General features: G+C 63.5%; 23 protein-coding genes and 1 other RNA gene. 15 read left to right on the plus strand and 9 right to left on the minus strand.

Features of this window, described 5'->3' with window-relative positions; translation table 11 throughout:
- Nucleotides 1-65 precede the first annotated feature (65 nt).
- The 3 genes from FJ959_RS16335 to tsaA form a co-directional block, all read right to left on the minus strand.
- Nucleotides 66-1,022 (minus strand): aminotransferase class IV, encoded by a 957-nt coding sequence (locus FJ959_RS16335; RefSeq protein ID WP_140559513.1) that lies wholly within the window; start codon nt 1,020-1,022, stop codon nt 66-68.
- Nucleotides 1,023-1,153: 131 nt separating this feature from the next.
- Nucleotides 1,154-1,468, minus strand: a complete 315-nt coding sequence (locus FJ959_RS16340; RefSeq protein WP_140495859.1) for a DUF2293 domain-containing protein — start codon at nt 1,466-1,468, stop codon at nt 1,154-1,156.
- Entirely contained in the window at nt 1,468-1,989 is a 522-nt protein-coding gene (tsaA, locus tag FJ959_RS16345) for a tRNA (N6-threonylcarbamoyladenosine(37)-N6)-methyltransferase TrmO (RefSeq protein WP_140516630.1), read from the minus strand. Before tsaA ends, FJ959_RS16340 begins: the two co-directional genes overlap by 1 nt.
- A gap of 179 nt (nt 1,990-2,168) precedes the next feature.
- On the opposite strand from tsaA, the gene FJ959_RS16350 reads away from it, so the two are divergent.
- Nucleotides 2,169-3,191, plus strand: a complete 1,023-nt coding sequence (locus FJ959_RS16350) for a metalloregulator ArsR/SmtB family transcription factor (RefSeq protein WP_140567399.1) — start codon at nt 2,169-2,171, stop codon at nt 3,189-3,191.
- Nucleotides 3,191-4,108 carry a methylenetetrahydrofolate reductase [NAD(P)H] gene (gene metF / locus FJ959_RS16355; RefSeq protein ID WP_140521221.1) on the plus strand — a complete coding sequence of 306 codons (918 nt, stop codon included), beginning with the start codon at nt 3,191-3,193 and terminating at the stop codon, nt 4,106-4,108. Before FJ959_RS16350 ends, metF begins: the two co-directional genes overlap by 1 nt.
- Nucleotides 4,109-4,480: 372 nt before the next feature.
- Here the strand turns inward: metF and FJ959_RS16360 are convergent, their stop codons facing one another.
- Nucleotides 4,481-5,410 (minus strand): DMT family transporter, encoded by a 930-nt coding sequence (locus FJ959_RS16360; RefSeq protein WP_140567395.1) that lies wholly within the window; start codon nt 5,408-5,410, stop codon nt 4,481-4,483.
- Between the two features lie 207 nt (nt 5,411-5,617).
- Between FJ959_RS16360 and FJ959_RS16365 the strand changes: the two genes are divergently transcribed.
- Complete coding sequence (locus tag FJ959_RS16365; RefSeq protein ID WP_140630895.1) at nt 5,618-6,838, plus strand: alanine racemase; 1,221 nt, start codon at nt 5,618-5,620, stop codon at nt 6,836-6,838.
- A 45-nt stretch (nt 6,839-6,883) separates the two neighbouring features.
- Here FJ959_RS16365 and FJ959_RS16370 read toward each other — a convergent pair whose 3' ends face one another.
- Together FJ959_RS16370 and FJ959_RS16375 are read right to left on the minus strand one after the other, a co-directional pair.
- Nucleotides 6,884-8,062, minus strand: a complete 1,179-nt coding sequence (locus FJ959_RS16370) for a lytic murein transglycosylase (protein ID WP_140516624.1) — start codon at nt 8,060-8,062, stop codon at nt 6,884-6,886.
- A gap of 185 nt (nt 8,063-8,247) precedes the next feature.
- Nucleotides 8,248-9,042 carry a GH25 family lysozyme gene (locus FJ959_RS16375; protein WP_140516622.1) on the minus strand — a complete coding sequence of 265 codons (795 nt, stop codon included), beginning with the start codon at nt 9,040-9,042 and terminating at the stop codon, nt 8,248-8,250.
- 316 nt (nt 9,043-9,358) lie between these two features.
- On the opposite strand from FJ959_RS16375, the gene FJ959_RS16380 reads away from it, so the two are divergent.
- The gene (locus FJ959_RS16380) at nt 9,359-10,738 is read left to right on the plus strand and encodes a serine hydrolase (protein ID WP_140630897.1); all 1,380 of its coding nucleotides are present in this window, start codon (nt 9,359-9,361) and stop codon (nt 10,736-10,738) included.
- A 4-nt stretch (nt 10,739-10,742) separates the two neighbouring features.
- On the opposite strand, the gene FJ959_RS16385 is transcribed toward FJ959_RS16380, so the two are convergent.
- Nucleotides 10,743-11,408 carry a class I SAM-dependent methyltransferase gene (locus FJ959_RS16385; protein WP_140630900.1) on the minus strand — a complete coding sequence of 222 codons (666 nt, stop codon included), beginning with the start codon at nt 11,406-11,408 and terminating at the stop codon, nt 10,743-10,745.
- Entirely contained in the window at nt 11,405-12,652 is a 1,248-nt protein-coding gene (locus FJ959_RS16390) for a DUF3419 family protein (RefSeq protein ID WP_224680971.1), read from the minus strand. The genes FJ959_RS16385 and FJ959_RS16390 overlap by 4 nt, the downstream gene beginning before the upstream one ends.
- 235 nt (nt 12,653-12,887) lie before the next feature.
- Here FJ959_RS16390 and FJ959_RS16395 point away from each other — a divergent pair, with 235 nt between their 5' ends.
- The 5 genes from FJ959_RS16395 to rnpB all read left to right on the plus strand — a co-directional run bounded on the left by FJ959_RS16395 (nt 12,888) and on the right by rnpB (nt 16,124).
- Complete coding sequence (locus tag FJ959_RS16395; RefSeq protein ID WP_140495184.1) at nt 12,888-13,097, plus strand: hypothetical protein; 210 nt, start codon at nt 12,888-12,890, stop codon at nt 13,095-13,097.
- Nucleotides 13,098-13,250: 153 nt separating this feature from the next.
- Nucleotides 13,251-13,970, plus strand: coding sequence for a DnaJ family molecular chaperone (locus tag FJ959_RS16400; RefSeq protein ID WP_140495186.1), 720 nt, complete (start codon nt 13,251-13,253; stop codon nt 13,968-13,970).
- Nucleotides 13,967-14,722: an N-acetylmuramoyl-L-alanine amidase gene (locus FJ959_RS16405; protein ID WP_140630903.1), complete on the plus strand. Its 756-nt coding sequence runs from the start codon at nt 13,967-13,969 to the stop codon at nt 14,720-14,722. The genes FJ959_RS16400 and FJ959_RS16405 overlap by 4 nt, the downstream gene beginning before the upstream one ends.
- Nucleotides 14,723-14,932: 210 nt before the next feature.
- On the plus strand, nt 14,933-15,649 hold the full coding sequence (locus tag FJ959_RS16410; protein ID WP_140630905.1) for a lytic transglycosylase domain-containing protein: 717 nt from the start codon (nt 14,933-14,935) through the stop codon (nt 15,647-15,649).
- A 65-nt stretch (nt 15,650-15,714) separates the two neighbouring features.
- Nucleotides 15,715-16,124, plus strand: an RNA gene (gene rnpB, locus FJ959_RS16415) — RNase P RNA component class A.
- Between the two features lie 168 nt (nt 16,125-16,292).
- Here the strand turns inward: rnpB and FJ959_RS16420 are convergent.
- On the minus strand, nt 16,293-17,408 hold the full coding sequence (locus FJ959_RS16420) for a cystathionine gamma-lyase (protein ID WP_140557586.1): 1,116 nt from the start codon (nt 17,406-17,408) through the stop codon (nt 16,293-16,295).
- A gap of 408 nt (nt 17,409-17,816) precedes the next feature.
- On the opposite strand from FJ959_RS16420, the gene mraZ reads away from it, so the two are divergent.
- Genes mraZ through FJ959_RS16450 form a run of 6 tightly spaced genes read left to right on the plus strand, consistent with a single transcriptional unit; the run spans nt 17,817 to nt 24,396 of the window.
- Nucleotides 17,817-18,275, plus strand: a complete 459-nt coding sequence (mraZ, locus tag FJ959_RS16425) for a division/cell wall cluster transcriptional repressor MraZ (RefSeq protein ID WP_140495198.1) — start codon at nt 17,817-17,819, stop codon at nt 18,273-18,275.
- A complete protein-coding gene (gene rsmH, locus FJ959_RS16430) occupies nt 18,272-19,303 on the plus strand; it encodes a 16S rRNA (cytosine(1402)-N(4))-methyltransferase RsmH (protein WP_140567380.1) in 1,032 nt (343 codons plus the stop codon). The genes mraZ and rsmH overlap by 4 nt, the downstream gene beginning before the upstream one ends.
- A gap of 4 nt (nt 19,304-19,307) precedes the next feature.
- Entirely contained in the window at nt 19,308-19,703 is a 396-nt protein-coding gene (locus FJ959_RS16435) for a hypothetical protein (RefSeq protein WP_140495202.1), read from the plus strand.
- Nucleotides 19,700-21,409 (plus strand): penicillin-binding protein 2, encoded by a 1,710-nt coding sequence (locus tag FJ959_RS16440; protein WP_140630908.1) that lies wholly within the window; start codon nt 19,700-19,702, stop codon nt 21,407-21,409. Before FJ959_RS16435 ends, FJ959_RS16440 begins: the two co-directional genes overlap by 4 nt.
- A 54-nt stretch (nt 21,410-21,463) precedes the next feature.
- On the plus strand, nt 21,464-22,918 hold the full coding sequence (locus FJ959_RS16445; protein WP_140630911.1) for a UDP-N-acetylmuramoyl-L-alanyl-D-glutamate--2,6-diaminopimelate ligase: 1,455 nt from the start codon (nt 21,464-21,466) through the stop codon (nt 22,916-22,918).
- Nucleotides 22,915-24,396, plus strand: coding sequence for a UDP-N-acetylmuramoylalanyl-D-glutamyl-2,6-diaminopimelate--D-alanyl-D-alanine ligase (locus FJ959_RS16450; protein ID WP_140495209.1), 1,482 nt, complete (start codon nt 22,915-22,917; stop codon nt 24,394-24,396). The genes FJ959_RS16445 and FJ959_RS16450 overlap by 4 nt, the downstream gene beginning before the upstream one ends.
- Nucleotides 24,397-24,399 lie beyond the last annotated feature (3 nt).

Genomic DNA, 24,399 nt, shown 5'->3' on the forward strand with positions numbered 1-24,399 from the left:
ATACGGTGCGTCCCGCGACTTTCCAGAGGCGGTGGCGGAATTATTTGGACGGGAGCGGCGACCGGTCAGGGGTAGCGTACAGCGCTCGACCAGGCCGGATCCTTATGCTTGTCCCAATAGAGCGCCATCAGTCGGCCGGTAATCGCGCCGGGCCTGCCGTCCGCGACTGGGCTGCCGTCGATCATCGTGACCGGCATGATGCCGCCGGCGGTAGAGGTGATGAAGACCTCGTCGGCCTCGCGCAATGCCGCGACACTGACGTCCGCCGGGGTGGCGAAGAGGCCTTCCAGCGCACAGAGATCGAAGACAGTGCGGCGGGTTATGCCGGGTAGCACGCCGATCGCCGGCGTCGAGAGCTTGTTGTCCTTGATACAGAAGACGTTGAAGCCCGGACCTTCGGCGACATTGCCGTTGAAGTCGAGAATGAGCGCTGTCTCGGCGCCGCGGTCATAGGCATCGTAAAGGCCGCGCACCAGGTCGAGCCAGTGGTAGTTCTTGATCGCCGGGTCGATCGAGGCCGGCGGAATGCGCACCTTGTCGCTGATGGCGACATTGAGGCCGCGCTGTAACTGCTCGGGATTGGCGACCGAGCCGAACGGCACGGCAAACGCCATGAAGCGGTTGATCGCCTGGCGCGGATCGCGGCTGAAAGTAGGGGAAGCGCCGCGCGTGCACAGCATTTCGACATAGGCGGCGCTGTGTCCCGACAGTGCCACGCAATTGTGCAGGATCTCCGTCACGCCATCGCGGTCGAACGGGATCGTCATGCGCAATTTCTCCAGTCCGCCGAAGAAGCGGTCGAGATGCAGGTCAAGCCGGAAGAAGCAGCCGTTCCAGACATGCACCGTGTCGTAAGTGGCATCGGAATGCAGGAATCCCCAATCCAGCACCGAGATCTTGGCCTGCGACATCGGCAGGTACTGGCCGTCGAGGAAGGCGATGCCGTCGGGATAAGCATGCGGGTCGACGTGGCGGTCGCTCACCACAGGCAGCGGCCGTGTATCCTGTGCGGTCTGGCTCATCGGCACCTCCTTGCATCACAGGCTATCGGTGTCAGGCAGAGGGCATAGAGCCAGTCATCCGGCGTCGTTCGTCCTCGAAGTGAAAAGCTGCCAGCCATGCTACCGAGCGCCGTGCCGGACCGGCAACAGCTTCAATCATCCTCGTCGTCGGCGTCGAGCAGGCGGGTGGCGCGCCAGCGGGTAAGTACGACATTGGTCTGCTCGATGACGAAGAAACGCGCCGAGTCGCGGTCATAACCTTCGGCGAGCAGCTTTTCGTAGTCGGTATGGGCGTGGCGGATATGGGCAACCGTCGCCAGCCACACGGCAATGGTCGGCGGCAAGGTCTTCATGTGGACGGAGCCGGCATCCGCTCGGATCTTCTCCATATCGGCATAGGGCGCCAGCGGCAGAAGCGCGGTCAACGCCTTGGCGACGGCGCGCCGACGGCCGGTCGGCGCCTTCATCATTCGTCGCGCCCTTCGATGGTCGCCTCGGCAAAGGCATCGGTCGATGCGAAATAGGGTTTTATGTCGACCACCGGGGTGCCGTCGAGCACGTCGATGGCGTCGATCTCGATGCGCCCGGTGGCGAGGTCGAGCGCAACCAGTTTCGCCACATGCAGGCCGATCGGGTTCGGTCGGGCAGGGGAGCGCAGGCCGAATACGCCTTTTGCTTCAGCCGCATGGCGCGGTTTCTGCACGATCAGAGTCCGCGGCGCGTGGTGGAGCCACGACAGGATGACGAGATGGCTGGTGCGCTCCAGCCCTTGCAGGCCGGCGCGGTAGGGCGGGTCGATCGTCAGTGCTGCCGGCTGCCCGGTCTCGCGCGCCGCGCGCATGTTCTTGGGGCAGGTTTCGCGCGTCGTCCATGGTGAGGCGATACGGCCGATGAAGACGACGCCGCCATCCGCCGGCATCAGCGCCGGATCGATCTCGAGCCTTTTTTCACCCTCCCGCACCTCAAACATCTCACGCCGCCCGGTCATTTTATCCATCTTTTTGTTGACGCATGTCTTGCCCTGAAACCGCTACACATTTTTAGGCGCGACATGCACCGAGAAATCACGCCTGCGGCATTTTCTTGTCCGGAAGCGACATAGCGCTTGCAAGGCTGTGAAAATCGACATAAACATATGTTTATATCTTTTTCAAAGAGAATACGCTGATGCATGTCGCGCTCGACACCATGGTGGACACATTGAAGGCGGCGGCCGAATCGAGCCGCTTGCGCATACTGGCGCTGCTGTCGCGCGGTGATCTCACCGTGTCCGATCTTACCGAGATTCTCGGCCAGTCGCAGCCGCGCGTGTCGCGGCACCTGAAGCTGCTCCTGGAGGCCGGGCTGATCGGCCGTTACCAGGAGGGGTCGTGGGCTTTCTTCCGGCTGTCGGATACGGATTCCGCGCGCGACTTCGTGCTGCGGCTGGTCGCCGGCATTCGCGGCGCCGATCCGCAGGTCGAGCGCGATCTCGAGCGGCTGGCCTCGGTCAAGCGCAAGCGGCAGGACCGCGCGGCGGAGTATTTTTCGCAGAACGCGGCAAGCTGGGACCATATCCGCTCCCTGCACGTGCCTGACCGTGCGGTCGAGGCAGCGCTCATGAAGCTCGTCGGCAAGCGGCCGTTCCAGTCGATGCTCGATCTCGGCACCGGCACCGGACGCCTCTTGGAGATATTCTCGCCGCTCTACCGGCGCGGCATCGGCATCGACATGTCGCGCGAGATGCTGACCGTCGCGCGCGCCAACCTCGACAAGGCCGGCGTCTCCAATGCTCAGGTGCGGCAGGGCGACATCTTCTCGCCGCCGGTCGAGCGCGACGCCTTCGATCTCGTCACCATCCATCAGGTGCTGCATTATCTCGACGATCCTGCGCGCGCCGTCCATGAGGCGGCGCGGCTGCTGCGCCCTTCCGGACGGCTGGTGATCGTCGATTTCGCGCCGCATACCCTGGAATTCCTGCGCGACGAGCACGCGCATATGCGCCTCGGCTTTTCCGACCGGCAGATCGGCGAGTGGTTCTCCGAAGCGGGCCTTGATCTCGAAGATGCCCAGGAGTTCGAGCCGCGCGGCGGCACCGAGGCCAGGCTCACGGTCAAGCTCTGGCTTGGCCGCGACCGGCGCCTGCTGATCGCCGATCCTGCCAATGACAGCCAGCAGACCAAAGTGAGTTCGATAGGGGAAATCGCCTGATGAACCAGTTCCGCTTTTCCCGCCGCCCCGACATTGGCGACAAGGTCAGGGTTTCCTTCGAATTCTTCCCGCCAAAGTCCGACGAGATGGAAGCGAGGCTGTGGGACACGGTCACCCGACTGGAACCGCTGAAGCCGAAATTCGTCTCGGTGACCTATGGCGCCGGCGGTTCGACTCGGGAGCGCACGGCACGCACCGTAGGCCGCATCCTGAAGGAGACCAGCCTGACGCCGGCAGCGCACATGACCTGCGTCGACGCCCCGCGCCCTCAGGTCGATGCGGTGATCCAGGAATTCGCCGAGATGGGTGTGAAGCGGTTCGTCGCCCTGCGCGGTGATCCGGCCGCGGGCGTCGGCACCGCCTATCGTCCGCACCCGGACGGCTATGCCAATGGCGCCGAGCTGGTCGGTGCGCTGAAGAGCGCCGGCGATTTCGACATCTCGGTCTCGGCCTATCCGGAAAAGCATCCGGAAAGCCCCGACTTCGCCACCGACATCGACATGCTGAAGCGCAAGGTCGATAATGGCGCGACGCGGGCGATCACCCAGTTCTTCTTCGACAACGATCTCTACGAGCGCTATGTCGAGCGCGCGCGTCGAGCCGGCATCTACATTCCGATCGTGCCGGGCATCCTGCCGGTGCACAATTTCACCCAGGTCGCCAATTTCTCGGCACGTTGCGGCGCGCTGGTGCCGGCATGGCTGGCCGAACGTTTCGACGGCCTGCAGAATGATCCGCAGACGCATGCGTTGGTCGCGTCGGCGGTGGCGGCCGAGCAGGTGCTGGACCTGGTCGAGCGGGGCGTGGGCGATTTCCACTTCTATACGATGAACCGGGCCGACCTCGTCTTTGCCGTCTGCCACATGATCGGCATCCGCTCGCATGAGGCGGAAGTGGCTGGCTCCGCAGCCGCCTGAACCGGGCTTGAGATGCAGAAAGGCCGGGTAAAAACCCGGCCTTTCAAACTGGTTGATTATTGGGTGCTGGTCTTCCCCGTTTTTGGCGGGTTCAGGGAAGAACGCCTATAATGAGGGCGCCGATGAATGCAAACGCAGCACAGATCATCAATGCGTTGATTGGCCTCGTAAGTCCCATGACATAGCCTCCTCTTAAAGAGCTATGCCCGGAGTCTAGGGTCATTTGTGCCACAGGCAAGCGGAAAATGTGCTGCATTGCGACGCGATTGTGGAGTTTGCGACCTCATTTTCGCCGTTAGGCGTTGAAACTTCTAGGCAAAAACCAGATACGAACCTGTGAATAAATTATGGCGGCTTCGTGTCGTTGGCATGTCATGGCAGCGCTACCCTGCGGATGAACAGGCGCCCGTCTATGATCACCAGGCCGAGACCGATCAGCATCATGCCGCCGATTTCGAACAATTCCAGCCGCTCGCCGAGGAACAGGAAACCGAGCAGCATGGCACTGACCGGCACGATCAGCGTCACCAGGGAGGCGTTGGTGGCGCCGGCCGAGGCGACGAGGTTGAAATAGAGGATATAGGCGAAGGCGGTGGACAGCAGCGCCAGCGCCAGCACCGCCGCCCAGACGGGCGGGGAGGCCGAGAATAGGCCGGCGGGACCGTGCGCAAGCAGCACGACCGGGATCATGATGATGGTCGAGGCGGTCAGCTGCCCGGTGGCAATGACCGGCGAGGGCACGCCCTTGAAGCGACGGGCGACCATCAGTGCGACGCCGTAGGACAACGATGCTCCGATCAGCGCGAATTTGGCCCAGACCGGGCCGCCGAGGCCGGCAACCAGGCCGGGGCCGATCATCACAGCCGTGCCGGCGACGCCAAGCGCAATGCCGGCCAGCTTGTTCCAGGAGAGCTTCTCGTCCGATGTCAGGGCGTTGGCGAGGATCAGCGTCCAGAACGGCGTGGTCGCATTGAGCACCGAGGCGACGCCGGCGCCAAGCTCGGTCTGGCCGGCGAAGATCAGCGAAAAAGGCACGACGTTGTTGGTGAAGGCCAGTAGGAAGAACAGTCCTGCATGAGGAAGGGCAAGGCGGGAGGATGGGCCGCGCAGGAAGAGATAGAGCTGTAAAGCGAGTGCCGCGATGGCGACGCGAAACAATACCAGCACCAGCGGGTGAAGCTCCGCCACGGCAATGCGGGCGAAGAAAAAGGAGCCGCCCCAGATCGCGCCGAGCAGCAGAAGCTGCGCCCACTCCTTGAGCGCCATCGGTCCGCGCGGTGCTGATGTCGCGGCTATTGCCATGTGATGCGTCCTCCCCGGACGGCCGAATGCAGGCAGCCAGACAGAAGCCATATCGGGTTCGCAGGCAAGAACCACCCGAAACCTGCCCGATGGCCTGTCTCCCCTGACAAAGCCTAGCGCCCTGCCGTCAGGCGCACGAGACACAGAATTGTTTTCATTGGCCGCTAGCTGGATTAATTGTGCGCAGGCTAGGTCAAGGATTCGTCCATGCAGCGATTCGAGAATGCCCGCGAGGCGGCACTGGCGCTTCGCCCGGACGATCCGGTCTACTGCTTCCGCCCGCAGGTGCTGAAGGCCGATGCCTTGCAGTTCATGGGCATGTTCGCCGGCAAGACGGCCTATGCGGTCAAGACCAATGGCGAGCAGATCGTGCTGAAGACGCTGGTCGAGGCCGGCGTCTCCGCTTTCGACGTGGCCTCGCCCGGCGAGTTCGCCGCCGTGCGCGCGGTCTCGGCCGATGCCGAGATGCTCTACATGCATCCTGTCAAGGCGCAGTCGGACATCAGGCTGGCGCTGGAGAAATACGGCATCCGCGTCATTGCGCTCGACCACGAGGACGAGATCACCAAACTGACGCGGGTGGTCAGGGCGCTCGACATCGACCCGGGCGCAATCAGCGTGTTCGTTCGAGTGCAGACCAAGGGCCATGCGGCCTACGAGCTGTCGAAGAAGTTCGGCGCCGGCCCGGCCTATGCGGTCGAGCTCGCCGAACGGCTGAACCGCACCGGCTACAAGGTCGGCCTGTGCTTCCATGTCGGCAGCCAGATCGAGGACCCCGACACCTACGAAAGGGCATTGGCTTCCGCCGACTGGGTGCGCAACCGGCTGACCTTCGACCTGGCCGGTCTCGATGTCGGCGGCGGTTTTCCGGCCGAATACGGGCATGATCCCAACCGCAAGCAAGTCGCGATGCCGTCGCTCGGCCAGATCATGTCGCGGCTTTCTGGAGACCTCAAGGAATACCAGTTCGACCAGATGCCGCTGGTGGCCGAGCCCGGCCGGGTGATCGTGGCGCGCTGCCTGTCGCTGATCGTGCGGGTGCTGTTGCGCAAGGGCAAGCGGCTCTACATCAATGACGGCATCTGGGCGTCGCTGTCGGATTCATGGACCGGCAAGATCACGCTGCCGGCACGCTTCATTCCCGATCCGGCGATCCGCACGCGCAATGGCGACGAGAAAACCATCGTGCCGTTCAAGGTCTGCGGCGCGACCTGCGATTCCGTCGACATATTGTCGCGGCCGTTCTGGCTGCCGGAAACCGTCGACACCGGCGATTGGATCGAGATCGGCCATATCGGTGCCTATTCGCTGTCGCTGAGAACCCGCTTCAACGGCTTTTATCCCGACACTTTCGTCGAGGTGGCGACGCCGTTCGACGAAGGCGACGCGCCGGTGGGATTGGCGAGTCTGGAGACGATGGCGGATTAAGTAGGGAGTAGGGAGTAGGGAAATGGCTCCGTCACTACTTACTACTCACAGCTTCGCTAAAAGCTCCGGCGTCGGCCAGCCGTCCACGGGCAATCCCAGCCGCGTCTGCTCCTTGCGGATCGCTTCGCGGGTGTTGGTGCCCAGGATCCCGTCGACCGTGCCAACATCATAGCCCTTGGCCTCCAGTTTGGTCTGCAAAGCCTTCATCTGCTCGTTGTTGAGGCCTGGTTCAGGATTGCGCGGGTCGATCGGTGGCGCGCCGGCAAGCCGCGCGGCAAGATTGGCCGCGGTCAGCGCGTAGGTGAAGGACTGGTTCCATTCGAGATAGACGTCGAAATTTTCGTAAGTGAGGAAGGCCGGCCCCTTGCGGCCCATGGGCAGCGCCAGCCCGGCCTTCAGGCCCTTGTCGACCAGCGGCGAGCCGTCGGGATTGGTAACACCCCACTGCGTCCACTGTGTCAGCGGCAATTTGTTTGTGCGCCCGGTCTGTTCCCATGGCATCTCGTCGGGCACGCGCACTTCCTGGATCCAGGGCTCGTCGCGTTTCCAGCCGCGCGACAGCACCTTGTTGGCCGTCGTCATGATCACGTCCGGCACGCTGCCCCGCAGGTCGATCTTGCCGTCGCCGTCGCCGTCGACGCCACGCGCAAGATAATCCGAAGGCAGGATCTGCGTCTGGCCGATCTCTCCAGCCCAGGCGCCGTTGACGTCGGCCGGCAGCACGCCATGGTCGATCAATTCCAGCAGTGGCACCAACTGCTGCCGGAACAGCTGCGGGCGGCGGCAGTCATGGGAAAGCGTCACCAGCGCGCTGAGCGTATGGAAATCGCCCTGCACGGCGCCGAAATCGGTCTCCAGGGCCCAGAAGGCGGTGATGACCGGCGCCTGGACGCCGAACTGCTGGTCGGCGCGGGCGAAGATATCGGCATATTTCTTCATGTTCGCCGCGCCCTGCTTCAGCCGGTAGGCCGAGATCATCCGGTTGGAGAATTCGATGAAGGTCTGGGTGAAGACGCCCTGCGCACGGTCGCGCGCCAGGGCCCTCTCGTCGAAGCTGGCATCCTCGAGCGCTTCGAGGCCGACAGGGCCGACACCCGCCGCCTTGGCTTCCGCAGCCACGCCCTGCTTCCAGGTTTCGAAGTCGCCGCCACATTCCTGCGCCATTGCCGGCAAGGCCGTGGCGCACAGGAACAGCACCGCGAGGGCTTGGGGACGCAGTCGCATAAACTTCCTTTCGACATTCAGGATTCCGGGCGGCCTGGCTGTCCATCTGGATGCGCGTCGCCCCGGAACACCGGCGGCTGCACTCTTGGCCGCCGGCCGTGTCGAAAGCAGGCGGCAGGCCCGGTGTCAACGGGTGTTCTGCAGCAACCCTTCCTCCGGGCGGCTTGGCACCCGTTGACACGGTGTCAACGGGTGTTCTGCCTCAACCATTTGTCCCAGGCGGCTTGGCTGCCGTTGAAGACGTTTATATCGGACTTGCCGATCATGCCGGGAACGATGCCGGTTCCCGTATACTGCCAGAAGGTGAAGGGGTGGCTGCCATATTTCTGACGCGGGTGGCCGGCGACGGAGCGTAGCCAGTAGGGATAACCGCGGAAGGTCGACAGCTCGTTGTCTTCAAAGAAGTCTACCGACGTGTAGATGATCGGCTTCTTGCCGTAATGCCGCTCGACGATTTCGAGGAAGGTGGTCATCTCCGCGCGCACGGTGGCCGGGTCGGGGCGCAGCCTGCAGGTCGGCGATTTCGGGTTCCATTCCATGTCCAGCACCGGCGGCATGGCCGAACGGTCGACGGGGACGTTGCGGATGAACCAGCGCGCCTGTACCGCCGCCGGAGTGCAGAAATAGAAGAAATGATAGGCGGCACGAGGAACGCCGGCGGCTTTGGTGCGCGCCCAATGCTCGTTGAAATAATCATCGAAACGGTCGCCGCCCTCCGTCGCCTTGATGAAAGCGAAGGAAATACCGCTGGCCTTGGCGGTCGGCCAGTCGACCGAGGTCTGGTATTTTGAGACGTCGGTGCCGTGAACTGCGTAATTCCAGGGCGCGCCGCTGTCCCATTCATGCGGCTTGGAATCGGCGAAGCGGGGCGCGCGCACCGCAACCGAAGGGGTGCTGGATGGCGACAGTGGCGACAGATCCTCCACGGTCGAGCATGCGCCGAGCAGCGTCAGCATGAAAAGGGCCGCAAGACGGCGCATCGCAACTCCCGAGCCGGTTGCAGCCGGTCGCTGATGGGTCTGTGCACTGATGGCCGGCGCTTGGTCTGGCCCCCGCCGGACGATCGCCCCACAGCATCGCCCGGTATATCGCCAAAACGCGCATTTTTTCGGCGCGCTTTGATTTTGTTTCCTGCCGTGATCCCAAAAACGCGGCGCGCTGTTGGGCGACATGCACCTGTGATCGCCGATCATGGTTGATATCTGGTTGACGACGCTCGACAAGGCCCATGATTTTGCGGAAGCAATGGCGGCAAATCGATGACATGGATCGAGCCTGGATTCGGGGGCGGGAAAGATGCGGATCATTGCCAAGATCGTCAAACGGCTGCTCGGCCTGGTGGTGCTGGCGGTCGTGGCGCTGTTTGGGTGGCTTTATTTCGCGCCGCCCGAACTGATCCGGGTCGGCTCGGGCTATTCGGCAAAGATCGTCTGCTCCAACGTTTTCATCGCGGGGCGCGACGCCAACGAGGTGCTTGCCATCGACGTGCAGGCGCCCGGTCATCCCTTGCTCAAGCTGATGCGGGTCTCGGTCGACAAGAACCGGGGCACAGTCTCCGCCGGCCTGCTTGGCTTCCTCGGCAAGAGCATCGCGGTTTTCCGCGACGGGCTGGGCTGCGCCTCGGTTCCGGATGGCGATGTCGGCAAGGCGCGGCGCACGGCGATCCATGTCGAACCCTCGGCGGCAAGACAGGATGCGCTGTGGCCGGAAGGCGAGCGGGTCGAAGCCTCGCAGAACTCGGAGGTGGCGAAGATCGTCGACGATGCCGCCATGACCGGCGCCGGCATGCGCGCCGTGGTGGTGGTCAAGAACGGCCGCGTCATGGCGGAACGCTATGGCGAGGGCTTTTCCGCCCGAACGCCGTTGCTCGGCTGGTCGATGACCAAGACGGTCAATGCCGCCATGGTCGGCACGCTGGTCAAGAACGGCAAGATGGCGATGACCAACCAGGGCCTTTTCGCGCCGTGGAAGGCCGATGGCCGCGCCGCGATCAGCCTTGCCGACATGATGGCGATGTCGAGCGGGCTGGAATTCAACGAAGACTATGGCGACGTCGCCGACGTGACGCGCATGCTCTATCTCGAACCCGACATGGCGGGCTTTGCCGAAGCCAAGCCGCTCACGGGCGAGGTGGGCAAGGTGTTCTCCTATTCGAGCGGAACGGCGGTGATGCTGTCGCGGCTCTGGCAGGATGCGGTCGGCGACAAGGCCAAGGCGTTGACGTGGCCGCGCACCGCGCTGTTCGAGCCGCTGGGCATGCACAGCGCCGTGCTCGAGACCGACGAACAGGGCACGTTCGTCGGCTCATCCTATCTCTACGCCACCGCCCATGACTGGGCCCGCTTCGGCCAGTTCCTGCTGCAGGGCGGGGTCTGGAACGGCAACCAGATACTGCCGGCCGGTTTCGTCGACTGGATGCGCGAACCTGCGTCGGCCTCGAAAGTCTACAGCAAGGGGCAATTGTGGATCGAGGCGCCGGGCGACGAGGAAAACCCCGGTGCCGGCGTGGCGGCGGGCCTGCCCAAGGACACCTATTGGATGGAGGGGCATGATGGGCAGACCGTCGCCATCATTCCATCCGAGCAATTAGTGGTGGTGCGGCTCGGCCTGACGCCGGCCAAGCTGGGCTACAGGCCGCAGACCATGGTCGGGGCATTGGTGAAGGTGCTGCGCTAGCCAATCAGCTGCTCGGCCGGACCACCGCCAGCCAGGCGTAGCCGCGATAAAGTGTGCGGAAACGGAAGGTTGCGCCGATTTTTCGCGATTCCGATTCCAGCACCTCGCGCAACATTTCACGGGGCGTGACGTGGAATTTTCTGAGCCAGCCGCGAAGCAGGGTCCGAAACCAGTCCGGCAGGCCTTCCTGCTGGCCGAAGTCGACGATGTGCAGGGAACCGCCCGGAGCGAGCGTTGCCAGCGCGGCGGAGACCGTCTTTTCCCAGCCTGCGATCATCGACAATGAATAGGACACGAAGACACGGTCGAAGCTGTCGCGGCCGAACAGCGCCTTTGCGTCGAACTCCGTGGCGTCGCCCCTTGCCAGCATGACGCGATCGGACAGGCCTTCGCGGGCAATCGCGGTGCCCGCGGTCTCCAGCATCTCAGCCGAAATGTCGAGGCCATAGAAGCGCGCGCCGGGAAAGCTGCGGGCGGCGAGGATGATGTTTCGCCCGGTGCCGCAGCCGAGCTCCAGCACCGTGCCGCCCGGCGGAACGTCCAGCCCTGATATCAGCCGGTCGCGGCCGAGCAGATAATATTTGCGGGTCAGGTCGTAGATGTGACGCTGCCAGCGGTAGACACCGTCCATCAGTTCGGCGTGATTGGTCGGCAGCTCGGTAGTGCTCATGAGGCGCGCTTCACGTACAGATGAAAGCCGCCATAGATTGCCGAGCGGTCGCGGGTGGAGAATTCGCGCGAGGCATCGCTCTCGTAGCTCCACTGGTCGAGCAGGGAAGCGGAGACGCGGCCCGGCAGCAGACTTGGCTCGGCCGCAGTGCGGAAGATGACACGCGCGCCGGCGGAGGCGGTGCGGGTGATTTCCGACCACAGCGCATTGAGCTGGTCGTCGGTCATCCAGTCCTGCGCGTCGAGCAGGATGAAACGGTCGACGGAACCCGCGTCCTTGCCTGCCAGGAATTCGATCAGATTGGCATGATGAATGGCGACGCGGTCTACATTGCCGCGAATGGCCTCATAGTTCTGCCTTTCAAGATAGGCGGGCAGGGCGGCTTCGCCGGGTTGGGGGTAGCGCCTGGCAAAGGCTTGCCAAGCGAAATAGTTGTTTTTCAATGGAAAATCGCAGGCGAGCTTTTCCAGCCGGGCTTTCAGCACACTGGCCATGGTACCGTCGCCGGACGTGATGAGAGAGTCATATTGCGCCGGCGGGATGCCGAGGCCGAACAGCGAGGCCTTGCGCGAGGTCGCCCATTTCAAAAGCGGCTTTTCGAACACGGGGGCCAGTTCCTGGTGGAAGAAGCGGCGCTGCTCGCCAATGTTCCTGGCCTGCATGATGCCGGCGGGGTCGACGCCGAAGAATTTAGCCGTGCGGTGGCCCATAGCGATGAACAGGCCAAGCAGGCCGGTCTGGTAGAAATTGCGGTCGAAGACGGCGATGCGCCTGATGCCGCGCCAGTTGCGGCGCTCCCAATAGTGGCGGCTGACCGGATCGAGATGCGGCGCGATGAAGCGGTCGTAAGCCTGAGAATTGTGGTTGTTGCCGGCGGCACCGAAGAAGCGAAACAGGTCGCCCTGCGAAGGCAGGTGGCGCACCGCCTCCAGCTTCATGCGGTTCAGGGCTATGTGAGCGGCATTGAGATCGACGGCGTCGATCCTGGCCGGCGACCGGGTGAGATAGGCCAGGATATTGCAACCGCCGGAGGCAATAGTGACGACGCGGTGGCCTTCGCCAAGCTGCATTGCGTCCATGTCGACATCGGGATCTTCCCAGATCTGCGGATAGACCAGGCCCGAAAACAGGAAGGCGAACAGCCGTTCGGAAATTCCTGCCTTCGACAGGGGGCGGTTCTGGTAGACGGCTTTTCCAACTTCCTTGCCACGGCGAAAGATCAGATCTGCGGAAACGTCCGTCATGGCAAGGTGATTCCCCATTTGCTTTGCCGCAAGCGGGTAACGCCCGGCTATGACAGGTGGATGACAGCGATCCGCACAGGGGAGCGCAAAGCTGTTTCACCCCCGGGGAGGCGCAAGGGGAGGATGCGAGCGATGTTACATGCGGAAACGCATCGTTACGAAACCCATGGCTGAGTGATGCATTTCCTTCTCGACCGTTCACTGCAACGTGAGCGTGTGTTGAAGGAGAGATATCATGAAAAAACTCATTCTTGCGTCGGTGTCCGCGCTTGCGCTGCTCGGCGTCGCTGCATGCAGCGACAGCGGCACGGGGACGGATAACACCACCACCCAGAGCACCAATCCGCCGGCCGAGCAGCCAATGAAACCTGCGGCGCCCGCGGATAATTCGACCAAGCCTGCCGAGCCGGCTCCGGCAACGCCCGCTCCTGCGCCCGCGCAGTAATCATTAGTACCTGTGTTCTGGCGAGGGCCGGCGTCTTGCCGGCCCTTCGCCCAGGCGGGTAGTGGTTCCGACACGAGTTCGATTGTCGTCGGAGGTATGATGCCGGTCGTTATTGGCTTGATAGCGGGGACCGGTTGGCTCTAAGAAGCGGCCATGTCGATTTGGGACCGCCTCGGCGACTTCATCACGCGGATTTCGTCCTCAGCCTCGTCGGGCGTCGCCGACGTGGTCGAGGCTGTACGCACCGTTTTTTCCGGCGATGCGGATTTGCGCCGTCGCGTCGCTTTCTCGGTGGCGATGATTGCGCTCTCGGCCAAGATGGCCAAGGCCGACGGGGTCGTCACCCAGGACGAGATACGCGCCTTCCAGGAAATATTCGAGGTGCCGCCAAAGGAGACGCGCAACGTGGCGCGACTCTACGATCTGGCCAAACGTGACGTTGCCGGCTTCGAGACCTATGCCGAGCGCATGGCGCAGCTTTGTGGCTCCGGCCATTCGAACTGCATGATGCTGGAGGATATACTCGACGGCCTGTTCCACATTGCCAAGGCCGACGGGCTGATCCATGAGCGTGAAGGCCAGTTCCTGCACCGCATCGCCGAAATCTTCCGCATAGACGAGGTGCACTACGAGGCGATCCTTGCCAGGCACGTCAATCTTGGTGCGGCCGACCCCTATGTCGTGCTCGGCATCGAGCGCGGCAAGCCGTTCGAGGAGGTCAGGAAACGCTACCGCAAGCTGGTTTCCGACAATCATCCGGACCGGCTGATCGCGCGTGGCCTGCCGCAGGAATTCATCAAGATCGCGACGACGAGGCTCGCGGCGATCAACACCGCCTATGAGATGATCGAGCGGGGCCTGCGGCACGCATGAGCGGCTTCCTGCCCGACGAGCCGAGCGCCGAGGTCAGGGTATCGCCGAATTTCGGGCCACGGCGCGAGACGCTGAAGCCCGAGATGATCGTGCTGCACTATACCGGCATGCCGACAGGCGCCGGGGCCGAGGCGTGGCTGTGCGACCCGGCCAGCGAAGTCTCCTCGCACTATCTGGTGCATGAGAACGGCCATATCGTGCAGATGGTCCGGGAAAGCGACCGCGCCTGGCATGCTGGGAAGAGTTCGTGGTTCGGACGCACCGACATCAACTCCTGTTCCGTCGGCATCGAGATCGTCAATCCGGGACATTCACTGGGTTATCCCGATTTTCCCAAGCGGCAGATCGATGCGGTGATCGGCCTGTGCGCCGGAATAGCCCGCCGGCATGCGATTGCCCCCCCGCGGGTGCTGGCGCACTCCGACGTGGCGCCGGGGCGCAAGATCGATCCGGGCGAGAAGTTTCCTTGGCGGGCCCTGTTCGAGGGCGGCGTAGGCCATCTCGTGCCGGCAGCACCGATCAGGCGGGGCGCCGTGCTGAAGACCGGCGACGCCGGCGCCGATGTCGAGGCGCTGCAATCGATGCTGGCGCTCTACGGCTATGGAGTCGAAATAACGGGTGTTTTCGACCAGCAGACGCGGGTCGTGGTCGAGGCTTTCCAGCGTCATTTCCGGCCACGCCGGATCGATGGAGTGGCGGACGGATCGACGATGCGCACGCTTCAACGGCTGCTCGCTTCCCACCGAACTTGACCCTGGGTCAGGATGCCGTCCAAGTAATGCTTTTCCGACATTAAGTTACAAACTGTCACTTAAAGTGACTTGCCCCGCCTTCATTGCGCGCAATTCGGGCCTCAAAGGGCAATCCGTACAGTTTGTCGGGCGTCTAACCCCCGGATGGTCCGACATTAATCAAGCAATGCCGCGCGGAGATCTTCGCGCGTTCAGACAGAACAGGATCACATGCAGAAATTGACCGTTGTAACGGCAGCTCTTGCTGCCGGCGTAATGACTTTTGCCTTCGGGGCGGCGAGCGCCGCGCCGCTGAGCCCACGGGCCGATCAGGGCCTCGCCGCAGCGACCGCCAAGGGCAAGGCCATTTCGGCCAAAAGCAGCAAGGATGTGAAGGCGGCGAAGCGGTCTTCCGCGAAAGTGGAGAAGGCGAGCTGGACCAAGGCCAAGAAGCCGAGCACAAAACAGAAGACCAGACGAGACCGCAAGGCCCTCGACAAAACGACGACGGCATCGATCGGGATCAAGGAAGCAGTGGCCTCGACGGCAGCGGTGGCCAGTGGCGATCAGTATTCGGCCATCGTGGCGCGTTACGCCGCAAGCTATGGCGTGCCGGCGTCGCTCGCTCACGCCGTGATCAAGATCGAGAGCAACTATCGGCCGAACCTCGTCGGCGGCGCCGGCGAAATCGGCTTGATGCAGATCAAGCCGGCGACGGCGCGGATGATGGGCTATAGCGGCTCGGCCAATGGGCTCTTCAATCCGGACACCAACATCAAATACGGCATGAAGTATCTTGCCATGGCGCGGGATCTCGGCGGCGGCACGACGTGCGGCACGATCCTGAAATACAATGCCGGCCACGGCGCCACCCGAATGAACCCGGTCTCGGCGGCCTATTGCAGCAAGGTCAAGGTGCAACTGGCGGCTGTCGGGTCGCCGGCGTGACAAGAACCGGTCGTAACCGGCTTTTTTAGTTGCGTTTTGTGGCGTGAACCCCTTTATACGCCTGGCCAGCTGGCCGGGCGGCCGCACCAGCAAAAGCCGAAAGGCCGCGGGTGAGGAAAGTCCGGGCTCCATGGAGACACGGTGCCGGCTAATGGCCGGCGGGGGCGACCCCAGGGAAAGTGCCACAGAAAGCAAACCGCCACGACTTGGCTTTGCCGGGTCGGGGCAAGGGTGAAAGGGTGGGGTAAGAGCCCACCGCGCGACTGGCAACAGGAGCGGCACGGTAAACCCCACCGGGAGCAAGACCGAATAGGGGCGGTGCGAGGGGAAACCCTCGAGGGCTGTTTCCGGCTCACCGTCCGGGTAGGTTGCGTGAGGCGCATGGCAATATGCGCCCAAGATGAATGGCCGCCACGTTCTCGCGCCGCAAGGGGCGAGGGCCATACAGAACCCGGCTTATAGGCCAGCTGGCAGTTTTTAAGCTGCCCGAGAAAGTTCTTTGAGATCAGCAGGTTGCGCCCTCCGGCGCGCCTGTCGATTCAGGTCTTTTGATTGGTCGCCCGTGGACGCGATCGAAATTCTTCGCGTGCTGCACGGCCATCGCAATATCGAAGCCGAGGACCTTGGATCATAACCGATCCGGTCAGCCGCCGATCCTGTCCAGCGACGCCTCTATCGCCTTCCAGAGCTCTTCCACCGGCTCACAGCCTACAGAAAGGCGAACGAAGCCGGGCGATACCGCATCGCCTCGTTTCGAACGCCGCTCGGCGGAGGTGTGGACGCCGCCGAAGGATGTCGCGGCCTGCATCAATTCGCAGTTGTTGATGAAATCCTCGGCCTTCTGCTCCGAAGCGAGTTCGAAGGAAACAAGGAAGCCGAAGCGTTCCATCTGGGCACGGGCAAGATTGTGCGAAGGATCGCCTTCCAGGCCGGGATAGCGCAGGCCCGTGATCGCCGGGTGACCTTGCAGGCGCCGCGCGATCACTTCCGCCGAGGAGCACATGCGGTCGAAGCGCACGTCGAGCGTTTCGAGGCCACGATGCACAAGCCACGCTTCGAACGGCCCTGGAATGCCGCCGGACGTTTCGCGCCAATCCGTCACCGCGGCGATGATGTCGGCGTTGCGGCTCGCGACATGGCCGAACAGCACGTCGGAGTGGCCGTTGGGCGCCTTAGTGTCCGCGGCGATGACAATATCCGCGCCATGGTCGAGCGGGCGCTGGCCGAAAGGCGTCATGGTCGTATTATCAACGACAAGCAGTGCGCCCGCTTTGTGTGCGGCCGCGGCCACCGCCGCGATATCGCATATGTCCAGCCCCGGATTAGCGGGCGTCTCTACGAAAGCGAGACGATAGCCTTCGAAACCGCCATCGAGGAAGGTCGAGGTTGGCCTCACATCGTAGGCGATGCCGAGTGGTTTCAAGAAGCGTTCGGCCAGTGCCCTTGTCGTGTGATAGCCATCCGAAGGCAGAAGAATGCGGTCGCCGGTCTTGAGGACAGCGAAAAATGCCGCCGAAATCGCCGCCATTCCGGAAGGAAAGGCGACGCAGGGCGCGTCTTCCAGATGCGCCAGCATATGTTCTACCGCATCCCAGGTCGGATTGCTGAAACGGCCATACTGGTTGAAACCGGTGGCGTCGCCAGGCGCGTGAAAGATGGCAGCCATGGTGAGTGGCAGGGGGATGGAATCGCCGACGGCAAGTGCGTTGCGACGGAGGTGGGCAAGAGCCGCGGCGCGCGACCGTGCTGTTTCAGACATCGACATTCCAACCCTCTTGGTGACCCTGGACGTGTGGTGAGACGCTATGCCCGGCAACAGCTCGCGACAAGGCGCGTCCGGTTGGGCCAAGCGGCTCTAAACGCTTCGTTAGGCTTAATGATCCATAAAGACGAGACGTGTTTTCAAAGCCGCTTCCATCGGTCGCGACTGCATGTTGTGAAGCCTGTTCCCGTTGACGCCCATAACACCCCATGATATCCCATATCGATACCAAAGCCTTCGTTCCGCGTCAGAGTGAAGCGTACGCCAATCGGGCAGCCGCGGCGGCTGCGCGTTTGCCGGTTTTCGCCCCTGTCACGGAGGCGGGTTCAGGGCAGGGAACGCGTAGCGGTGGCGCGTGCAACACGACGAAGAGGGGTGCGGCGGCGCAAGCGGCCGTGACGTGTGATGGACCGGTTTCTGTCGAACACGGTGAGCAGGATCGATGCGAAGGGGCGGGTGTCCGTTCCTGCGCATTTTCGCGCCGTCGTTCAGAAACGCGGCTATTCGGATCTCTACGCGCTGCGTTGCCTGGATCTGCCGGCCATGGATGTCGGCGGGCCCGACCTGCTCGACCGCTACGAGCAGCGCATCGCGCTCGAGGATCCGTTCCAGCAGACGGCGGACGACATGTCGTTCTTCTGCCATGGCGACGGAACATTCCTGAAGCTGGACCAGGATGGTCGCATCACGATCAGCGACTTCATCCGCGAACATGCCGGCCTTTCGGCGGAAGTAGCCTTTGTCGGGCGCGGCAATTTCTTTCAGATCTGGGAGCCGGGACGGCTTGCGGCCTACGGAGCGCAGGCGCGGGCCCGGCTTTTGCAGCTTCGGCAGGGGACGAAGCCTGGGGAGCGACCGGAATGACGGTGGGCCACGGCGATGATATCAACGCCGTTGGCGGACCGGCCCGCCACATTCCGGTCCTCCTTGCCGAAGTGTTGCAGGCGCTCTCGCCAGCGGAAGGGGACGTCATCGTCGACGGCACGTTCGGCGCCGGCGGCTACACCAAGGCCATCCTGGCGGCCGGCGCGTCCGTGGTTGCCATTGATCGCGATCCGGATGCCATAGCGGCTGGTCGCAATCTCGAAGCCCAATCAGGCGGCCGCCTGCGATTGGTGCAGGCGCCATTCTCGATGCTGGACCAGCATGTCGAAAGTGCCGACGGCGTCGTGCTCGACATCGGCGTTTCCTCGATGCAGCTCGACCAGGCGGAGCGCGGGTTTTCGTTCCGCGTCGATGGGCCTCTCGACATGCGCATGGCGCAGGCGGGCCTCAGCGCCGCAGATGTCGTCAACAACTTCAAGCCGGGCGATCTTGCCCGCATCTTCGGCTTCCTCGGGGAGGAGCGCCACGCCGGGCGCATCGCGCGCATGATCGAAGCGCGTCGCGAAAAGCGTCCGTTCGAGCGCACGCTGGAGCTTGCCGACGCCATCGAGACGCATATCGGCCGGGCGCCGAAGGACAAGATCCATCCCGCCACCCGCGTCTTTCAGGCGCTGCGCATCTTCGTCAATGACGAGCTCGGTGAGTTGGCCAAGGCGCTGTTCGCCGCCGAGCGGGCGCTGAAGCCGGGCGGACGACTTGCCGTGGTGACATTCCATTCGCTGGAGGACCGCATCGTCAAGCGCTTCATTGCCGATCGCTCCGACGCCGCGAGCGGCTCGCGCCACATGCCGGAGGCACGGGCACGCAGTGCCACCTTCAGCAAGTCCGGCGGCGGCGTGACGCCGGGTGATGCCGAGACTGCGGCCAACCCGCGCGCCCGCTCGGCAAGGCTGCGCGCCGCCATCCGCACCGATGCGCCGGCGCGTGCCGTCGATTTTTCGATTTTCGGCCTTCCAAAACTTCCCGGCCCAAAACTTCCCGGCATCGAGCGGCCGGGGGAGAGGTAAGCACGTGTTTCGTTCCAGCGACATCGTCCTCATCGCCGTCATGGTCTCGGCGGCGGCCCTGACCTACAAAACCAAGCGCGAGGCCGAGGACCAATTGGCTGCAGTGCAGAAGATCCATGCTGAGATACGCTACGAGGAGGACACGATCGACCTGCTCAAGGCCGACTGGAGCCTGCTCACCCAGCCATCGCGGCTACAGAAGCTCGCCGAGCTCTACAAGTCGCAGCTTGAACTGGAGCCGGTCAGCGCGCACCAGATCGTCGGCCTCGGCGACCTGCCAGCCAAAACCCTCGACATCCAGGACATCCTGAACGGGCGCCAAGGCGGCATGGCAGACAATTCCGGCAACACACCCTCGGACGGCAAGGATCCCATCGTGACCGGAGGCATCGCCCAATGATCGGCAAACTGCTGAAACGTCGCCCCAGGGCCACCGAGGACGGTTCGATCGTGGTCGATGGCGCCCGCAAGGCGACCGGAGGCAAGGGCAAGGCGCGCATCGTCATGACGATGGCGGTGTTCTTCGGTATCTTCTCGATCATTTCCGGGCGGCTTGTCTATCTCGGCTTCCAGACCCCCGACATGTCGGGCGGCCCGCAGAGCCGGGTGACGGCCTCGCGACCCGACATTGTCGACCGCAACGGCGAGGTGCTGGCGACGGACATCAAGACGGCATCGCTGTTTGCAGAGCCGCGCCGCATCGTCGACGCCGACGAGGCGATCGAAAAGCTGTCGACGGTGCTGCCGGAGATCGATTACGAGCAGACCTACCATAAGCTGAAGAGCGGCGCCGGCTTCGTCTGGCTGCAGCGGCAGCTGACGCCCAAGCAGCAGGCCGACATCATGCAGCTCGGCATTCCCGGTTTCGGCTTCCGCACCGAGAAGCGCCGTTTCTACCCCAGTGGTGAAACCTCGTCCTACATTGTCGGCCTGACCAATATCGACAATCAAGGCATCTCCGGCATGGAGAAATATATCGACGAGCAGGGCCTGAGCGATCTGCAGGCGTCGGGCCTGGCGGTGGCGAAGGATCTCAAGCCGGTGAAGCTCTCGATCGATCTGCGCGTCCAGCATGTGGTGCGCGACGAGATTGCCGCCGGCCTGGAGCGCTATCGCGCCATGGGCGCGGGCGCCGTCGTGCTCAACGTCAAGACCGGCGAAGTGGTGGCCATGGCCTCGGTGCCGGATTTTGATCCGAACAATCCCTACAATGCACAAGACAAGGACCGGCTGAACCGGATGTCGGCGGGGCTCTATGAGATGGGCTCGACCTTCAAGAGCTTCACATCGGCCATGGCGCTCGATTCCGGCAAGGCGACGATGGCGAGCCGCTTCGACGCTTCGCATCCAATCCGGGTCGGCCATCAGGCCATTCACGATTTCCACGGCAAGAACCGCGTGCTGTCGTTGCCGGAGGTGTTCCTCTATTCATCCAACATCGGGTCGGCCAGGGAGGCCGAACTGGTCGGCATCGAGGCGCACCGCGAATTCCTGCATCGTCTTGGCATCTTGGACAAGATGCAGACCGAACTGCCGGAAGTCGCCCGTCCGACTGAACCGAAGGTCTGGAAACAGGTCAACTCGTTCACCATCGCCTTCGGTCATGGCGTGTCGACGACACCGTTGCAGGCGGCTGTCGGCTGCGCGGCGCTGATCAATGGCGGATATCTGATGGAGCCGACATTCCTGGTCCGCAGCCAGCAGGACGCGATGGCGGCGGCCAAGAAAGTGGTAGCCGACAAAACGGTCGAGGGCATGCGCTATCTCTACATGCTCAACGCCGAGAAGGGCTCGGCCAGAAATGCCAGGGTCCCCGGCTACCGCGTTGGCGGCAAGACCGGAACAGCCGAGAAGGTCATCAATGGCCGCTACTCGAAGGAGTTGAATTTCAATACGTTCGTCGCCGCATTCCCGATGGACGATCCGCAATATCTCGTGTTTACGATTGCCGATGCTCCGCACCCGGAAAAGCCGGGCATGACGGACGTCGCGGCCGCGAATGCCGGGGTCATGGCCGGCAATATCATCAGGCGTTCCGCGGCCATGCTTGGCGTGAAGCCAGATTTCAGCCATGAAAATGGTGCAACGCTGGTTTCCTATCAATGATTCTTAGGGCGCGCCGGCAACTGCGCGCTATTTTGTTGCGGTGAACGGAACTCGATGAAGCTCAAAAATCTAACCGGTATCCTGCCAGTCGAAGGAACAGCTTCCGTCGATCTGGAGGTTACCGGCATCTCTTCGGATTCCCGCCAGGTTAAACCCGGCGTCGTCTTTTTCGCGCTCGCTGGAAGCAAGGCGGATGGCGCCGTCTATGCCGCGGAGGCCGCCGCACGAGGGGCTGCCGCGATCGTCGCGGGCAAGGACAGCGCCCTTGGGGAATTGCCGGTTCCCGTGTTGACCGTCGATGACCCGCGCCTGGCGCTGGCCCTGAGCGCGGCCCGTTATTTCGGCAAACAGCCGCAGACGATGGTGGCCGTCACCGGCACCAGTGGCAAGACCTCGGTCGCCGCTTTCGTCAGGCAGATCTGGGAGCAGGCCGGCTTTGCCGCGGCCTCGATCGGCACCACCGGCGTGGTGGCGCCGGGCCGCAACGATTATGGCTCGCTGACGACGCCAGATCCCGTCGCCTTGCATCAGCTGTTGCTTGAACTGGCGGACGCCGGCGTCACCCATGCCTCCATGGAGGCCTCCAGCCATGGTCTCGACCAGCGCCGTCTCGACGGCGTCAGGCTGGCCGCCGGCGGCTTCACCAATCTCGGCCGCGACCACATGGACTACCATCCGACGGTCGAGGACTATCACCGGGCCAAGCTGCGTCTGTTTGATGCGCTGCTGCCGAAGGGCGCGCCGGCCGTGATCTTCGCCGACGATCCGTGGTCGGCGCCAACCATCCAGGCGGCGAAGGCCGCAAGGCTCGACGTGCTGACGGTCGGCCGCCACGGCGATTTCCTGACGCTGAAACGGGTCGAGCATGAGCGCCACCGCCAGCGTGCCGAGGTCGAGGCCGACGGGATGCTCTACGAGATCGACCTGCCGCTGGCCGGCGATTTCCAGATAGCCAACGCGCTGGTTTCGGCCGGGCTTGCCATCTCCACGGGAACGCCAGTCGCCAAAGCCTTGAAGGCGTTGGAGAAACTCAAGGGCGCACCCGGCCGGCTCGACCTTGTCGGGACGACTGCCAACGGCGCGCCGGTCTATGTCGATTATGCGCATAAGCCGGACGCGCTGGAAAACGTGCTTGCCTCGGTGCGCCCGTTCACCACCGGCCGGGTCATCGTCGTGTTCGGCTGCGGCGGCGACCGCGATCGCGGTAAGCGGCCGATCATGGGCGAGATCGCGACGCGGCTCGCCGACGTCGTCATCGTCACCGACGACAATCCTCGCTCGGAAGTGCCGGAGACGATCCGGGCCGCGATCCTTGCCGCCGCTCCCGGCGCGATCGAGATCGGTGACCGGCGCGCGGCGATCCACGAGGCCGTCGCCATGTTGCATGCCGGGGACACGCTGATCGTGGCCGGTAAGGGTCATGAGGAAGGCCAGACGATCGGCACCGAGACCCTGCATTTCTCCGACCACGAAGAAGTCCGTGCCGCGCTGCTGGAGCGTGCCGCATGAATTTGCTGTGGACATCCGAGACGCTGGTCGCCGCCATGGACGGACGACCGATCGGGCCGATGCCGGACGGCATATCGGGCATTTCGATCGACAGCCGCAGCCTTCAGCCGGGCGACGCCTTCTTCGCCATCAAGGGCGAGGCGATGGACGGCCATGATTTCGCGACCGCCGCCATCAAGGCCGGAGCCGGGGTGCTGGTCGTGGCCGAAGGCAAGCTGCCGTCGCTTGGCCGGCTGACGGCGCCGATGATCGTCGTCGAGGACGTGCTGGTGGCACTGGAAAAGCTCGGTGTCGCATCGCGTGACCGTTCCCAGGCCAAGATCATCGCGGTGACCGGTTCGGCGGGCAAGACGACCACCAAGGAAGCGCTGCGCCACGTGCTGTCGGCGGTCGGCAAGGTGCATGCCTCGGCGCAGTCGTTCAACAACCATTGGGGCGTGCCGCTCACCTTGGCGCGAATGCCGGCCGATTGCGACTATGCCGTGTTCGAAATCGGCATGAACCATCCCGACGAGATCAGGCCGCTGGTCAAGATGGTAAGGCCGCATGTCGCCATCGTCACCATGATCGCGGCGGCGCATCTCGGCTTCTTCCGCAATCTGGACGAGATCGCCAAGGCGAAGGCCGAGATTTTCGAAGGGCTGGAACCCGGCGGCGCGGCGATCCTCAACCGCGACGACGCGCGTTTCAAGCTTCTCGACAAGATGGCGCACGCCGCCGGCGTCGAGCATGTCTATGGGTTCGGCGAGAACGCGCGCTCAACCTTCAGACTGGTCAAATGCGAAGTCCATGCCGATCATTCCGACATTGCCGCCAGGATCGGCGGTCACGAGGTGACGGCTCGCATCGGCGCGCCCGGCCGCCACATGGTGCAGAACATTCTGGCGGTCCTCGGCGCGGCCCGTCTGGTCGGCGCCGATCTCGACAAGGTTGCCCTGGCGCTGGCCGATCTCTCGGCCGAGCGCGGCCGCGGCAAACGCTATGTGCTGCGTCATCCCGGTGGCTCGACTTCGAGCCATCCCGGTGGCCCGACTTCAAGCCACCCCGGTGGACCGATCACGCTGATCGACGAAAGCTACAACGCCAACCCCGCCTCGATGGCGGCCGCCATGGCGCTGCTCAACGCGACGCCGGTGACGGGCGAAGGCCGCCGCATCGCCGTGCTGGGCGATATGCTGGAGCTCGGCGAGTATTCGGCCAAGCTGCATGCTGCACTTGCCGGTCTCATCGTCGGCACCGGCACGCAGACCGTCTTTCTCGGCGGTCCGGAGATGCGGGCGCTGGCGGAAGCGCTGCCGGGCGAGATCAGGACAGAATACCGCGCCAACGTCGAGGAATTGAAGCCGGTTCTGTTTGCCGCACTGAAGCCAGGCGACGTGGTGATGATCAAATCGTCGAAGGGCATCGGCTTTGCAAAGCTGGTCGATGCGTTGCTGGGCAAGTTCCCGGCTGAAACGACAATCGGCAAACAGACCTAGGGT

The sequence above is a fragment of the Mesorhizobium sp. B2-2-4 genome (assembly GCF_006442375.1).
In the GTDB taxonomy this organism is placed as follows: domain Bacteria; phylum Pseudomonadota; class Alphaproteobacteria; order Rhizobiales; family Rhizobiaceae; genus Mesorhizobium.